Genomic DNA, 14,573 nt, shown 5'->3' on the forward strand with positions numbered 1-14,573 from the left:
CAATAGATTTTTGGGGAACACACCATGCTAGAGGATTATAAAAATATTTGCCGTCGCACTCCAGCCTATCGTGGCTGAGTTCAACCGTTATCGAGAAAAATAGTTAAATCCCGTCAAATTCCCCTAAAACTTTCACTTCTGGTTCTAACCAGAGGGACCAGCGATCGAACACTTGTTCCTGCACATGGCGAATTAAACGCAGAATATCCGAGGCTTTTGCTGAACCAATATTCAGAATAAAATTAGCGTGTAATTCTGATACTTGCGCCCCACCAATTTGATAACCTTTTAATCCCATTTCCTCAATTAAAGCCCCAGCATATTGTGGTTTAGGATTGCGGAAAACACTGCCACAACTAGGACGGTCATAGGGTTGGGTACTTTTGCGATGGCGTAAATTATGGGTAGTAATTGCCATTATTTCCTCGCTATTATCGGTAGCTTCTAACTGAAATGTGGCTTCGATAACTAAGCGTTGATCCCCTTGCAGAGAAGAACTGCGATAACTATAATTTAAATCTTCTTTGCTTAAAGTTTCTAACTGACCATCGGCATTTAATACCAGCGCCCGCACTAATCGATCCGCCACACAGGAGGTATGCGCCCCCGCATTCATCACCACAGCACCCCCCACCGTACCCGGGATACCCACCGCCCATTCTAAGCCCCTCCAGCCTCGTTTTGCCGCTCTCCAAGCTATTTTTGGCAGGGGTTCCCCCGCCGCTGCTGTAATCGTAGCAGTTTCGGCATCAAAACAACTCGATCGCAGATGACGAGTATTGAGGACAAGTCCGGGTAAACCCCGATCGCTGATTAGTAAATTTGAACCAGCCCCCAAAACAGTCAAGGGCAACCCTTGCGATTGCCACCAAGCGAACACTTCTCTTAATTCCTCTAGATTAACTGGTTCGGCATACCATTGCGCTCTTCCCCCCACCCGGTAGGAAGTGAAATCAGCTAGAGAAACAGAGGATTTAATCATAGGGTTTTAGGGGTTGGAAATTATAAATTATGAATTATGAATTATGAGTTGGGGGTTGGGGAGATGGGGAGCAGAACGTAGGTTGGGTTGAAGCATGAAACCCAACGATCATCTTAGGATGCCGCTAACCCATCCTACAAATAATTGTGCCTCCCTACTTATTTAATACTGCTCACTTAAAAACTCAAATCTGATCACTGATAACTGATAACTGATAACTGAATCTATACTCTAACCGCTAATTGTTCGTGGTAATGAGAGAGCATTTCGGGGATAACTTGATTGAGATTGCCAGCGCCGAGGAACAGAGCTAAATCGCCGGGTTGGAGAATTTCTAACAGGAATTGACCTAAAGAACTCAATTCGGGGTGATAGTAGGCGTTTTTATGGTGTTTTCTCACCTGTTCAGCCACTTGCTGCCCAGTGACGTGATTGATATTCACTTCCCCGGCACTATAAATATCCGTTAAGACTACCACATCGGCGGAACTGAAAGCGGAGCCAAATTCCTCTAAAAAGGTAGTGGTGCGACTGTAGCGATGGGGTTGGAAAATAGCGATCGAACGTTGGTACTGTTTGCCTTCTACCTTTAATTTTGCCGCCGCTAAAGTGGCCAACAATTCGCTAGGATGGTGGGCATAATCGTCGATAAAAGTAATACCGTTTGCTTCTCCCTTGTGTTCAAAACGGCGTTTTGCTCCGGCAAAAGTAGCGATCGCATCGGCAATAATAGCAAATTCTAAACCGAGATAACGTCCGATGGCCACCACTGCCAAAGCATTACTAATATTATGTTGTCCCGGGATTTTCACTTCCATTTGTCCCAGATAACTGCCTTTTTCCCAGACGGAAGCTTTCATCATTCCCTGTTCATAGATAATCTCGCTGACGGTGTAATCGGCACCTTTTTCGGGATCGAGACTATAACTAATTGTCGGACGGAAATGCTCGGCGATCGTGTCACAATCTAAACAAGCGACTAAAATCTGGCACTGCTCGGCAAATTCACGGAAAGTATCGATAACTTCGCTTAAATTCTGGTAATGATCGGGGTGATCTAGCTCAATATTAGTGATTATGCCGATTTTCGGGGCGTGCTTGGTTAGGGAACCATCGGACTCATCGGCCTCTGCCACTAAAAAACGACCTTGACCAAGACGAGCGTTACCTTCCCAAGCGTCCACCTCACCACCAACAATGATCGTGGGGTCTAATCCCGCTTCTAACAAAACGTAACCGATTAAGCTGCTAGTGGTGGTTTTGCCGTGGGTTCCAGCAACGGCGATACTGTCGTAATCAGCGATTAAAGCCGCTAAAACGTCGCTACGGTGAAAAATTGGGTATCCTAAGTCTCTGGCCGCTCGATATTCCTTGTTATGGTCATTAATCGCCGTGGAGCAGATTACTTGCGGAACTGTTTGGCTACTGTTTTGAGGGCCAGGAGAATGAAATAAAGCTAAATTATTTGCCTCTTGACGGTGGAAAATCTGCGCTCCCGCTCCCTGTAGCCTTTGGGTGATATGAGTAGGACGTAAATCGGAGCCAGACACAGGTAAATTGCGCTTGGCTAAGATATAAGCGAGGGCTGACATCCCAATGCCGCCAATACCGATAAAATGGAAAGGTTGGCCGTTAAAATTAACTTTTTTCACTTTTTTCACTCCTCAGACCCACGATTATATAAGTTTTAAACTCGATCGGTAGTAAAGTCAACCTCATGATAGGGGCATTTGACCAGAATTCCCAAATGTTGTCCAGTCACCTTGCAAAATCCTTGACGCAGAATTAAAAATTTTTCTCCCGTCTCGGAGTCTCCTGTCTCCTATCTCCCGACTCCTAAATGGTGATGTAATAAATTATTTTCGATCGGGATCGTAAAGTTCAACCTTTAAGGTATGATTGGGAACATTAATTATTTTTTTATGTATTGCACTAAAACGTAGAGGGCAAGCAGCAGTGATTAGAGTAGCGATCAATGGTTTCGGACGGATTGGACGTAATTTCCTAAGATGTTGGTTAGGACGGACTAATAGTGGCTTGGAGGTAGTGGGGATCAATGATACATCCGATCCCCGGAGTAACGCTCACCTGCTCAAGTATGATTCGATGTTAGGCAAACTGAACGCTAATATCGATGCCGATGATAATTCTTTAATTGTTAACGGTAAAACCATTAAATGTTATTCCGATCGCAATCCCCTCAATCTGCCCTGGGCAGAATGGGGTGTAGATTTAGTGATCGAAGCTACCGGTGTTTTCGTCGATGAAGAGGGCGCTTCTAAGCATATTGTCGCAGGAGCTAAAAAAGTCCTCATTACCGCACCGGGTAAAGGTTCGGGTGTAGGAACCTATGTGGTTGGTGTCAACGCTCACGAATACGAACATGATAAATACAATGTCATCAGCAATGCCAGTTGTACCACCAACTGTCTTGCTCCTGTCGTCAAAGTGATTCACGAAAACTTCGGCATCATCAAAGGGACAATGACCACCACCCATAGTTACACTGGTGATCAGCGGATTCTGGATGCTAGTCACCGAGATCTGCGTCGCGCTCGCGCGGCAGCCGTTAACATCGTTCCTACCTCCACCGGTGCCGCTAAAGCTGTAGCCTTAGTTATCCCCGACATGAAAGGAAAACTTAACGGTATCGCTCTGCGGGTACCCACTCCTAACGTTTCTGTGGTGGATTTAGTCGCGCAAGTGGAAAAAAGCACGATCGCGGAACAGGTAAACGAAGTCCTCAAAGAAGCTTCGGAAAATTCTTTGAAAGGAATTCTCGAATACAATGATTTACCCCTCGTTTCCTCTGATTATCGCGGTGTTGATGCCTCCTCGATCATTGATGCTAGTCTAACGATGGTGATGGGTGGCGATATGGTGAAAGTTATCGCTTGGTACGATAACGAATGGGGTTACTCCCAACGGGTGGTTGATCTCGCTGAAGTCGTCGCCAGCAAGTGGAAAGGCTAAATCAGTGATCAGTAAACAGTAATCAGTGAACAGTGGGCGTTAGTTAGGAGTCAGGAGTGGTTAGTGATAACTGACTAACTGATAACTGACTAACTGATAACTGATCACTGTTAACTGAGCAGTGATAAATTCTCACTAAAAAAGCGCCGATAGATTCCCTCTGTCACCAATTGAGCGGTGATTAGGTTAGCTAGGGCAATCATAAACAGGATCAGTATCTGGTAGGAAGCGGCGTTTAAAGGTTCACTTCCTGCCAATACCTGTCCGGTGAACATTCCGGGTAAACTGACTAAACCCACCACCATCATCTGATTAAGGGTGGGGATTAAACTAGCTCGAATCGCTTCTTTTTGGTAAGATGCGATCGCCTGTTGAGGAGTTGCCCCCAAACAAAGATGGGTTTCGATTTCCAAACGGTGACTTTTAATGGCACTGCTTAATCTCTCTCCGGCTAAAGAGGCACTATTCATCGCTTGCCCTAACACCATCCCCGTCAAGGGAATTAAGTATTGGGGTGAGTACCATTGTTCTGGTTGAATAATTAAAGCGATCGCATAACCTAAAGTTAGACAGCTACTAATCAATAAAGAGCCAAAAACTAGAGGTAATAAACCTTTATCTCGGCTATCAATACGATTTTTAGCAACAATAGTCGCAATAGTCATCATTACTGCCAAGATACCCAGCACTGCTAGAGGATTATCCAGGGAAAAAATAACGGCGATAACGTAGCCTACCACTAATAATTGCAGGATCGATCGACCGGTCGCCAATAATAATTGTCCCTCTAGGGCTAAATTTGACCAACGGGAGAGGACTAAACAAATACCCATCATCCCCAAAGCCCAACCCAAATCCACCAGATTGAGTTCTACTAATCCATCCATAAAAATAAAAGAAACAAATTAAAAGGATACTTCATCTATAAATAGCAAGTTTATAATTATTTTTGACTAATTATTCATTTTTTTACCCAACAAATCCCGATTAGTCTCTAATTTGAGTGAAAGCGCGTGAGTAAAATTCCCCCCGTCGATTTATCCCGTCAATACCAAGTCATCAGCGAAGAAGCTAACCATGCCGTTTTAGAAATTCTCCGTTCTGGGCGCTATATTGGCGGTGAAGCTGTGAGCGAATTAGAACGACAATTTGCCCTCTATCATGGTGTTAGCGATTGTGTTGCCTGTAATTCGGGAACCGATGCCCTTTATCTGGCACTGCGCTCCCTCGGTATTCAAGCGGGGGATGAAGTAATTACTTCCACTTTTTCTTTTATTGCCACCGCCGAAGCGATTAATTTAGTCGGGGCAGTGCCGGTTTTTGTCGATATCGATATCAATACTTTTAACCTCGATGTGGCACTGTTGGAAAAAGCGATTACTCCCCAGACGAAAGCGATTATCCCAGTACACCTTTTTGGGCAATCTGTCAATATGTCTGAGGTGGTAAATTTCGCTCGTTCCCATAATTTATTGGTGATTGAGGATTGCGCTCAGGCGACGGGAGCAGAATGGCATGGGCAGAAAGTGGGGAGTATCGGCGATATTGGCTGTTTTAGCTTCTTTCCCACCAAAAATTTAGGCGGTTGTGGCGATGGTGGCGCAATTACCACCAATAACCCCGAGTTAGCGGCACAAATTCGCATGATTAAAGAACATGGGAGCAAGGTGCGTTATCTCCACGAGGTGATTGGGGTAAATAGCCGCTTAGATGCCATTCAAGCGGTTATTTTGCAAATTAAGCTAAAATATCTCGATTTTTGGAATAATCAACGGATCGAGATTGCCCAACGTTATCGAGAATTACTGCAACCTTTGCCTAATATCACTTTACCTACCGCTTTAGCCGGAGGTAAGCACGTTTGGAATCAGTACACAATCCTAACGGAAAATCGTGACCAAATTCGGGCAGCTTTGCAGGAAAAAGATGTCCTATCCATGGTTTATTATCCGATTCCCCTACATTTACAGCCTGTTTATCAGTATTTAGGCTATAAAAAAGGTGATTTACCTGTGGCTGAATTGGCCAGTGAAAAAGTGTTATCTTTACCTATGTTCCCCGATTTAAGCCGCGAGGAACAACAACAGGTAGCCTACGCGCTGAAAGATTGTTTGCATAGTTCCTGAGTTATCAGTGGGAATTATGAATTATGGCTTATCTGAGTTCAGTATGCTAAAGATTGAATACAAATTTATCAAACAGTTTTAATACTAAATCTGGTTATTAAAAACTGATTATTTATTCCCCTTTGCCTTTTGCCTCTCCTCATAACTAGCCTGTACTCAACGGATTTAGTATAACACAACCATTTTGACTCACCGTTCGCTCGTTTCTCGAACTGAAAATTTGATAAATTGTCTCAAATCAGGACGAGTCTGACTAAACTGAGAGGGTACAAAAAGATGAATTGATTTTTTATCCCGTCTGTATAGATACTAAACTTTTCTAACAATTTTCTCGAAATTTTCTGACTTGAAATTCCTTAACTTTGATTAATTGATAATTATCTTTTCCCATAGCTAGGGAAAATTTGGTTTCGGTCTTGTCCAGCAAATTTTGGGGAACAGCTTTCCACTGTTCCTTCGTTTGCCAATGGGCAACGATAATTAATTCTTCCTCGATGGCGGGATTAATCCAAATTTCTTTACCTAAAAAACCTGGTTGTTTTGTTAAAAACTTTGTCCAAATTTCTTCATCTTTTTGGATAAATTTTTCCCGAGCTTCGGGTTTAACTTGAAATTCTAACCACTCAATGACCATAGTAATTATCTCCTATTTTTTGGATTTCATCAAGAATTCTTCCGTGAGTTTCATAAAAGCCTTGGAACCACTAGAAGAGGGCATGGCTGCTACCGCAGGCACGAACATATCCACAGCTTTAGCTACATTAACATCCATAGGAATCGCATTAGCAAAAATTTGATGGGGTTGAAAATCCTGTTGTACCCGGCGCATGACTTGATTATAGTAGCGACTAAGTAACCCACCACCAGAAAGAATAAAAACTATACCGAGTAAACTGGGGTTAATCGGTTCGTTTTCTTGATGACTAGCTTTCAGTTTAACTATTCTTCTTTCTAATAGCTGAATACCGACAATTGATAAAGGTTCGGGACGGGCAGGTAGTAAATAGAAATGACTACTACATAGACCACTACGAGTCAAAAGATTATACCCCGGCGCACAATCCATGATAATATAATCATAACGGTCTTGAATGGGATCAATTATTTTTTGAATTAGGATTCTTTCTAGGTTATTCCAAGCATGGTCAAAGCCCAAATCTTCCTGTAAAATTGCTTGGTGGTGCAAGGTTTCTGAGACGATATATTCATCATACAGTTCGATGTCTCCTGGCAGTATATCTAAGCCTTGAATTTCACAGACTGAAGGAACAATAATATCATCAATAGTTAATTTATTGTAGGGATTGGGTTTGATAATTGCTTCTAATAAATAGCTTAAAGTACGTTTTTTACGACGCAGTTGAGCAAATTCGTGGGGAGACATCAAGCTCAGAGTCGCACTGATTTGAGCATCTAAATCGAGGACAAGGACTCGTTTTTGCTGAAATTTAGCTAAACAGGTGGCAAGGTTGACGGTAAGGGTAGTTTTTCCTACTCCTCCTTTCATATTAACGGTGCTGATGATAGTGGCCATGATGGGGATTCCTTTCTAGTTAACCGATGGAATATCTCGACGTAAAACTTGCCCGTTAGGAGCCATAATCAAAGGAGGTAAACTGGTAATATTGATCGCTTCTTGGGTTTTCATGTCGTAGGTGGTGTAAACTGTTTCCTGTTGATTGGGATTAATATCGACAATTGTTAGGGTTTTTCTGGGTGCTTGTTCACTGTTCAATAATCGTCGCGGTCCACTGCCTAAAGCTCCTGCGTGTAATAATTGTAACTGTCCCCGTTTACCCGGATAGTAAGCGTGAGCGTGGCCACTAATATAAGTATGCACCTGATGGCCCTCTAAAAACGCTCTTAATTTCTCAGCATCGGCTAAATAATCCCCTGGTCGATTTCTACCCACAGCAATACCGTAGAGGGGCAAATGACCGATTACTAGCCGCATTCTAGCATTTTTAGCGTCGGAGCTACTCAAGTTTTTTGCTGCCCAATTTAGTTGTTCCCGAGAGATTAAATGAGTTGAGGCATCCCAAACTAGATAGAATATACCATTTTGAGTGAAAGTATAATAAAAAGGAAAACCGGTTTTATCGATAAAATTTAAACTTGTATTATGTTGGGGGTTTTGCCAATAATCTAGGGCTAATTTTCTCTCTTTAGCATAGATAAATTTTCCTGCGGATAAAGCTCCAGAAGCGTCATGATTACCGATGGTAAAACCAAAAGGTATTTTAGCAGCTCGCAGGGGCGCGGCGATATGGCGATCAAAGGCTGACCACATGGCGTTAATTGCTGCCTCTGTCAAGCTGCTTTTTTGTCCTGCCACCATGTCGCCACCACAGAGGACTAGATCGGGTTTATTATTGATAATTAAGGGGATAGCTCGATCGATTTCGGGATCGTAAGTGGTGGAACCGTATTGACTATTAAGGTCACTAATCACGATTATTTTGACTTTTTTCGCCTTTTGTGCTTGTTTAACAGCAGACTCAGGGGGATTTTTAGAAGTAACAGGCTGTAAAATTTGATCAGCGCAAGCTGCCAAGCTAAAACCGCCTAAACTGCTACTAATAAGCAAAAATTTACGGCGTTGCATAGGGTATAAATCTCGTCTGTAATTGAGGTCACGTCAGTTAGTGTAGCAATTTTTGTCCCTTTGATCGCTTTTTTGTTGATTATCCCAATTAACCCTCAGGAGATAACTTGAAAATTCTCTTAACTTCTTTCGCCCCTTGGTTATGCCATCACTGGAGTAATTCCTCCGATGATTTGTTAGTATCTATTCAGGATAATTATGCAAAAAAGCTTTTATTTTTGCGTCAACTTCCCGTTAATACCCATCGAGCTAGTGAACGAGTTATCAAAGCTATTCAAGACTCAAAAACCGATTTAGTTATTTGTTGTGGTATGGCGGAAAGTCGTTATCGTTTAAGTTTAGAATCTCAGGCTAGGAGTAGCACAAAAAAGTTATTAACACCAATTCCCTTGCTAGATTTAATTAAAAAGCTTAACTATAGTTATATCAGCGATAATGCTGGTCAGTTTGTCTGCGAAGAATTATATTTTCAAGTCTTAAAATATCATCCGAGGGCTTTATTCGTTCATGTCCCGCTTCTAACTGATAAAAATTTTACTATTATTCAAAGGGATTTTGAAACAATTATCACCCTTAGTCGTTAGCTCATACAGTATGAGTCAGGAATCAGTTTCAAGAGAAAAAGGAAAAAGAAGATATTGATATTTTGCCTAGCAACAAGCAAGGTTATTGCAAACTTGCAGTACATTGATTTATACTTGTCTTTTGCCAAATCACATAGTAGGTATTATTTGGTATTACATTAATTACCCCTTCCCCATAGACTTGACAGCTGCCGATAGTTTGACAATGAATTTGTCCAGTTATTTGATATCTTTGTTGTCCTAAGTCAATATTATCTATAGAAGAAAAATTTCCTTGCGGATAAAAAGATTGACCACTAATGTTGATAGCTATGGGCAGAACACATCCAAAATTATCTCCCCGATAAGCTATATTAATTAAGGTTTTTTGTGGCGTATATGTAGGGGTTGGTATTGGTGATGGTTCCGGTGATTTACCAGCAAAAAAAGCTTTAATTTCTTGCCACCACCAGGGGGCTGCCGCTCCAGCAAGAAGGGCTATAATAACTGAACTAATAATCTGTACGATTAAACTATTGTTTTTGTTATCACCGGACATTTTCCTATTCCTCACTTGTGGATACAGCGTTTACCAGATACATGAGGTTCTTTCTCGCGTCTAAAATACCTAATTTGGCAAGGACTAGTCTATAATTTACTTTTAGAAGAAAGGCTGTAATTAATTAGCTATTGACATTCGAGAAAATTGCTGCAGGTTTAAGTAATCTAATATCTTTCGCCAGACTAGCACATAATTTGGGATAGGTCATCTGCTTGTTACATTAGTTAAAAATGACGCAAAAACCTTCTATTCAGTAAGTGGTTCTAATTAAGTAGAAGATAGATTTTTCTCCAGTCGTAGGCTGCTGTTGATAAGCCTTCAGTTCTTGATAATAGTCCCACAGGTCTGGGGTGACTTCGGCGATATCTTGGCGATGTTGTGCTGTGGCTCTAGGTAAGCAAAAGCGACGGACACCTGGTTCGGTATGCACCCAACACAGAGCATGAACCAAGATGACAAACTGTCCGGCCTATCACTGAACCACAATCGGTTCTGGGGAAATCCCCCCTTCGACGGCACTAACAGAGCTGCCTCAGTTACCAGTTTCACTGCCGCAGTGCTGGTGATGTCTAATCTATCTAGATATCGGCTCCACTCGGCATCGCACTTGATAATCTCGATGATCGCTGCTGATAATAGATAAAAAAACATAATCGGCTATATTAGCTCTACTTAGGGTCTGCTGAAAAAGTTTTTCGTGGGTGTAGGGTGTTGGGTTTTACCGATTTTGAGAGGGTCAATTACCTAAAATTCAGGTAAAAAGTACCTGAATTTTACCCCCAATCACTCCAATGGTGACTCTCTTAGATTTGGTGGGCAAAATGTATTCTAAGATACAGTCCCGCTGGCGAGGGAGTGCAAGAAACCACAGAGACACAAAGGACACAGAGATCGATCACTACTATATAAGTTAAACTTATCATACAAAAAATAAGAGAGCCCAATGATTGGCACTTTTTGAGGAAAAAAAGTCTAAAAATCTTACCCAACAAGGTTTTTAGGTTTATTCAGCAAACTCTACTTATCCGGAATTAACCCCCGAATAGCCATCATTGCTTCTTGTTTCCTGTTGAACATCGAATCATTAATAATTTCTTTGTAAACGGCAAAACCGATAAAAAATTTCTATCAAAAAACTGGCAGAAATTGGCAGGACGAAAAATGCTGATCAGCTTGGAACATCTGAGATAGAGCATCGTCAATCTGGACATTCAAAATGTCACCAACTTGCCGTGATCCCGATGCTAATAGTCGGAGGGAGACTTGCACAATTTCAAAATCTAAGTTAGTCTCACCTAAAAGTAACCTTTAGGTATTTTGACTAAAAAAAAGTGGCCTAACTTCTACTCTAGCCTCAAGGCTAATGCTGAAAGCTAGAATCATCGGCTTAATCGGCCGGTTCTAGCTAACTCTTTACACCACAGGAGGTCTGTTTGAAAGAGACTTTTATCCACAACCCCATGACATCCGCTACCCCAGAACAGAATTGCACCCCTGAGTCTAACCGAGTCCGTTACTCAGTTGCTCTACTGGGATTAGCACTCTCTCTGGGAGTACCTAGCATTCTCAACTCCACCTCAGAATCAGCCCAGGCTGCGAATTCTGTACCCTTAGAATGGGAAGTGATCGACCTGTCCCAAAAAGCAAAAGGTACGGGGAAAGAACTAAAAGAACCGCAAATAATCCAATCCCAAGCACTGGCCACCGTCAAATTCATCGCCACATCAGTGGTTGAGCATCAGGTAAAACCGGGAGAATCCCTGTGGAGTTTAGCCGACAGCTATCAAACCACCCCCACAGCGATCGCTAGTAGCAATAATCTCTCTCCCCAATCCGATCTGATTATCGGACAAACCTTAAAAATTCCCACTCCTGAGCAGTTGCCCCCGGCAGCCCCGGCAGCAACTCCTGAGCAGTTGGATAGTTCCTCTGCTAGTCTGCGTCAAACCCGTCAACGTCTCCAAGAGAGTTTGGCCGCCTTACAAACCGAGGAAACCCCCCATCACTCCAATTCCGGGGAAACGGTAATCGTCACTGAAACCACCGCTCTCGTTCCCGATAATTCGCCAACTGCTGTCGAGATTCCCGTTATTGCTCCCGAAGAATCCCCCCGACCAAACGGCCAGGTGATCCCGATTCCCGTTCCCACCCCTGAAAGCGATCGTCAGATAGCGACAATTCCCATCAATCCTCCCTTAACCAGCAGACCAGAAATTCCCAGCGTTGCCCTACGAAATCCGGCCCCTGTTACTGAAATTCCCGCGATTCCCAATCCTAAGGTCATAATCCCCCCAGAAAACCAAGTTTATCGGGTTCGGCCAGGGGATACCTTAAATACGATCGCTCGTGTTTTAGGCATCACCCCCGCCGAATTAGCCAGGGAAAACGGCATTGACAACCCCAACCGGATTAAAGTCAATCAAACCCTAGTGATTCCTGACCGCTCTGCCAACGCTAGAGTTAATCCAAATCTTACCCCCTTGGTCGGCGATCGCTCGAAATTATCCTTTAACCCCAGCACTAGGCCAAATTTGCCGGCCGCAACCGCCACCACAAGGGGAGAAGAATTCCCCGAAAATATCACCGGCAGCTATCGGGAAAGATTGCGCCAAGAGGTGGCTAATCTGCGGGAAACTAACCTTTCGGAAACCCAGAAAAGTATCGCTATTCCCGTCGATAACCCCGCAGAAACTCTCAATGATCGGCAAATAACCCCTAATCCCCAATGGACAGCCCTTCGTTCGCGTTCTAACCAAAGCACCCCCCCACAGATTATCGGTTCGGCTCCTACCAATGTGGAAGAATATAATGACCGCCTCCGAATTCCCGTCGGCGAAACTGTAGAACCTTCCCTTCCTCCCCTCACCAATCCCGATGAGTATTTACCTAATCCCATCCCCATTTTTACCGGCTTTATCTGGCCCACTAGGGGGGTTTTAACCTCCGGTTTCGGTTGGCGCTGGGGCAGACCCCATCGCGGCATCGATATCGCTGGTCCAGTGGGTACACCAGTTGTGGCGGCGGCTGCCGGTGAAGTAATCTCCTCTGGTTGGAATTCGGGTGGTTATGGCAATCTGGTGAAACTGCGTCACCCCGATGGTAGCACCACTCTCTATGCCCATAACAGCCGTCTGTTGGTGCGTCGCGGCCAAACTGTTCAGCAAGGCGAGCCAATTGCCCAGATGGGTAGCACTGGTTTTAGCACCGGTCCCCATCTACATTTCGAGATTCACCCCTCTGGCCAGGGCGCAGTTAATCCCATCGCTTTCCTGCCGGGCAGACGCTAAAGATACCCGCAAAGGGAAGAAAAAATCTTCCCTTTTTTGCTCTTGTGCAATTGGGTGATTATGTGTTATGATTGATAACTGTGTAAACAACGGCTTAGTAGCTCAGTTGGTCAGAGCAGGGGACTCATAAGCCCAAGGTCGGCAGTTCAAATCTGCCCTGAGCCATACAGAAAATAATCAACCCATCAAGGGTTCGATGGAATCCTGCATAATTATTCATGCTCTCGAATGTCATTGTCTCAAATTCTTATTTGGCAACGTTTTTAAAGGCAAAGGGTAATAAATAATCAGTTTTTAATAACTGGATTTAGCATAACACTTAGGGTGTGGAATTTGGGTTAGAAAAACATAAACAGAGACACTTGTAGAGTAACCCAAGGGCTAGTATTATTCTCCGCAGCGAGACGAATAGCACTACCCGGAAAAGCCACGGAACCAACCCCCTGAAGCAAGAAATTTTGAGACAGATAATATCGCCCGATTAATAGTAATTCATGGGCAAGATCATAGGATTTCAGCGTCTGGAGGGCGGGATTACCCCCTAAGTTATTCAAAGTGTCGGCAAACCGGTAGTAGTAATCTAGGGATAACTCAAAGTTACTGGTAGGCATCACCGTAAAATTGACTCGATGAGAAAAACTATTAGAGTTGTTATAAACCTTGCCGAGACTCAGCAATTCTCATTTTGAAACGATTTTGCGTTGTTTCAGCGATCTATAGATTCGTTAAGAATTATTAACCCCTCTAGGTGCAAGGGTTTTAATGTCATGAAACCTTAAAATGAGAATTGCTGGTATGCTTGAGCATCACTTTTTCAATATCCGGAGTCAGCACCTTAGCCAAGGCATCGGTTTTGATCGCACCGGGGGCGATCGCATTTACCCGAATTCCTTTCGGTCCGAGGTCAAAAGCAATATTGCGGGTGAGGTGGCTAACGGCGGCTTTAGAGGAGCTATAAGAGGCCATATTGATATTCTTGTTCTCTGCCGACATCGAGGAGATATTTAAAATCGCTCCTCCCCCCGCCGCTTCCATATAAGGGACACATAATTGACAGAGATGAAACGCCGAAAATACATTGATTTTATAGGCCCAGATGAAAGTATCCATGGGCATATCAAAGGGTTTCGGCCCACCACCGCCGGCATTGTTTACCAGCAGGGTGATTTTGCCAAAAGCATCCAGGGTGGACTTAACCAGGTTTTCTAGAGCCTGTTCATTGGTAACATCACAGGCAACTGCGATCGCTCTGCCGCCCTTTTCCTTAATACCATCAGCAACAATAGCGGCGGTGTCTTCCTTGAGGTCACTGACCACCACCGCTGCCCCTGCTTGGGCAAATAATTCGGCAATGCCCCGGCCAATGCCCGCACCTGCCCCAGTTACAATCGCTACTTGTCCATCGAGCTTAAATGCGTCCAAAACGGTCATAAAATCTCCATAATATTCAATGATGCTCGGTCATACCTCAAAAA

At 43.6% G+C, this 14,573-nt stretch carries 14 protein-coding genes and 1 tRNA gene; 5 read left to right on the top strand and 10 right to left on the bottom strand.

All coding sequences use genetic code 11. The features are described from left to right. Positions 1 to 103: 103 nt before the first annotated feature. Together murB and murC are read right to left on the bottom strand one after the other, a co-directional pair. A complete protein-coding gene (gene murB / locus ACE3JL_RS15875) occupies positions 104 to 982 on the bottom strand; it encodes a UDP-N-acetylmuramate dehydrogenase (protein WP_375327902.1) in 879 nt (292 codons plus the stop codon). Positions 983 to 1,206: 224 nt separating this feature from the next. Continuing rightward, the gene (gene murC, locus ACE3JL_RS15880) at positions 1,207 to 2,634 is read right to left on the bottom strand and encodes a UDP-N-acetylmuramate--L-alanine ligase (protein WP_375327903.1); all 1,428 of its coding nucleotides are present in this window, start codon (positions 2,632 to 2,634) and stop codon (positions 1,207 to 1,209) included. A 304-nt stretch (positions 2,635 to 2,938) separates the two neighbouring features. Between murC and ACE3JL_RS15885 the strand changes: the two genes are divergently transcribed. Then, entirely contained in the window at positions 2,939 to 3,955 is a 1,017-nt protein-coding gene (locus tag ACE3JL_RS15885; RefSeq protein WP_002731954.1) for a type I glyceraldehyde-3-phosphate dehydrogenase, read from the top strand. Between the two features lie 110 nt (positions 3,956 to 4,065). Here ACE3JL_RS15885 and fetB read toward each other — a convergent pair whose 3' ends face one another. Then, positions 4,066 to 4,842 carry an ABC transporter permease gene (gene fetB / locus ACE3JL_RS15890; protein WP_271989333.1) on the bottom strand — a complete coding sequence of 259 codons (777 nt, stop codon included), beginning with the start codon at positions 4,840 to 4,842 and terminating at the stop codon, positions 4,066 to 4,068. A 126-nt stretch (positions 4,843 to 4,968) separates the two neighbouring features. On the opposite strand from fetB, the gene ACE3JL_RS15895 reads away from it, so the two are divergent. Further along, positions 4,969 to 6,081, top strand: coding sequence for a DegT/DnrJ/EryC1/StrS family aminotransferase (locus tag ACE3JL_RS15895; RefSeq protein ID WP_375327904.1), 1,113 nt, complete (start codon positions 4,969 to 4,971; stop codon positions 6,079 to 6,081). 319 nt (positions 6,082 to 6,400) lie between these two features. Here the strand turns inward: ACE3JL_RS15895 and ACE3JL_RS15900 are convergent, their stop codons facing one another. From ACE3JL_RS15900 to ACE3JL_RS15910, 3 genes are read right to left on the bottom strand one after another with little or no spacing between them, the layout of a single operon-like run. After that, entirely contained in the window at positions 6,401 to 6,715 is a 315-nt protein-coding gene (locus tag ACE3JL_RS15900; RefSeq protein ID WP_271989336.1) for a TIGR03792 family protein, read from the bottom strand. Between the two features lie 12 nt (positions 6,716 to 6,727). Beyond that, positions 6,728 to 7,615 (bottom strand): ParA family protein, encoded by an 888-nt coding sequence (locus ACE3JL_RS15905; RefSeq protein WP_271989337.1) that lies wholly within the window; start codon positions 7,613 to 7,615, stop codon positions 6,728 to 6,730. Between the two features lie 15 nt (positions 7,616 to 7,630). Next, positions 7,631 to 8,686: a metallophosphoesterase gene (locus tag ACE3JL_RS15910; protein WP_271989339.1), complete on the bottom strand. Its 1,056-nt coding sequence runs from the start codon at positions 8,684 to 8,686 to the stop codon at positions 7,631 to 7,633. 107 nt (positions 8,687 to 8,793) lie between these two features. On the opposite strand from ACE3JL_RS15910, the gene ACE3JL_RS15915 reads away from it, so the two are divergent. Next, a complete protein-coding gene (locus ACE3JL_RS15915; protein WP_271989341.1) occupies positions 8,794 to 9,270 on the top strand; it encodes a peptidase C15 in 477 nt (158 codons plus the stop codon). 82 nt (positions 9,271 to 9,352) lie between these two features. Here the strand turns inward: ACE3JL_RS15915 and ACE3JL_RS15920 are convergent, their stop codons facing one another. Together ACE3JL_RS15920 and ACE3JL_RS15925 are read right to left on the bottom strand one after the other, a co-directional pair. Further along, positions 9,353 to 9,808: a hypothetical protein gene (locus ACE3JL_RS15920; protein ID WP_271989343.1), complete on the bottom strand. Its 456-nt coding sequence runs from the start codon at positions 9,806 to 9,808 to the stop codon at positions 9,353 to 9,355. A gap of 253 nt (positions 9,809 to 10,061) precedes the next feature. Then, on the bottom strand, positions 10,062 to 10,262 hold the full coding sequence (locus ACE3JL_RS15925; RefSeq protein ID WP_271989344.1) for a hypothetical protein: 201 nt from the start codon (positions 10,260 to 10,262) through the stop codon (positions 10,062 to 10,064). Positions 10,263 to 11,271: 1,009 nt separating this feature from the next. On the opposite strand from ACE3JL_RS15925, the gene ACE3JL_RS15930 reads away from it, so the two are divergent. Both ACE3JL_RS15930 and ACE3JL_RS15935 read left to right on the top strand, forming a co-directional pair. Beyond that, a complete protein-coding gene (locus tag ACE3JL_RS15930; RefSeq protein WP_375327905.1) occupies positions 11,272 to 13,098 on the top strand; it encodes a peptidoglycan DD-metalloendopeptidase family protein in 1,827 nt (608 codons plus the stop codon). 91 nt (positions 13,099 to 13,189) lie between these two features. Continuing rightward, a tRNA-Met gene (locus tag ACE3JL_RS15935) sits at positions 13,190 to 13,263 on the top strand. Between the two features lie 173 nt (positions 13,264 to 13,436). Here ACE3JL_RS15935 and ACE3JL_RS15940 read toward each other — a convergent pair. Together ACE3JL_RS15940 and hdhA are read right to left on the bottom strand one after the other, a co-directional pair. Then, entirely contained in the window at positions 13,437 to 13,775 is a 339-nt protein-coding gene (locus tag ACE3JL_RS15940) for a hypothetical protein (RefSeq protein ID WP_271989347.1), read from the bottom strand. An 88-nt stretch (positions 13,776 to 13,863) separates the two neighbouring features. Next, complete coding sequence (hdhA, locus tag ACE3JL_RS15945) at positions 13,864 to 14,529, bottom strand: 7-alpha-hydroxysteroid dehydrogenase (RefSeq protein ID WP_271989348.1); 666 nt, start codon at positions 14,527 to 14,529, stop codon at positions 13,864 to 13,866. Between the last annotated feature and the right edge of the window lie 44 nt (positions 14,530 to 14,573).

It is taken from the genome of Microcystis sp. BLCC-F210, assembly GCF_042134685.1.
Taxonomy (GTDB): Bacteria; Cyanobacteriota; Cyanobacteriia; order Cyanobacteriales; family Microcystaceae; genus Microcystis; species Microcystis aeruginosa_D.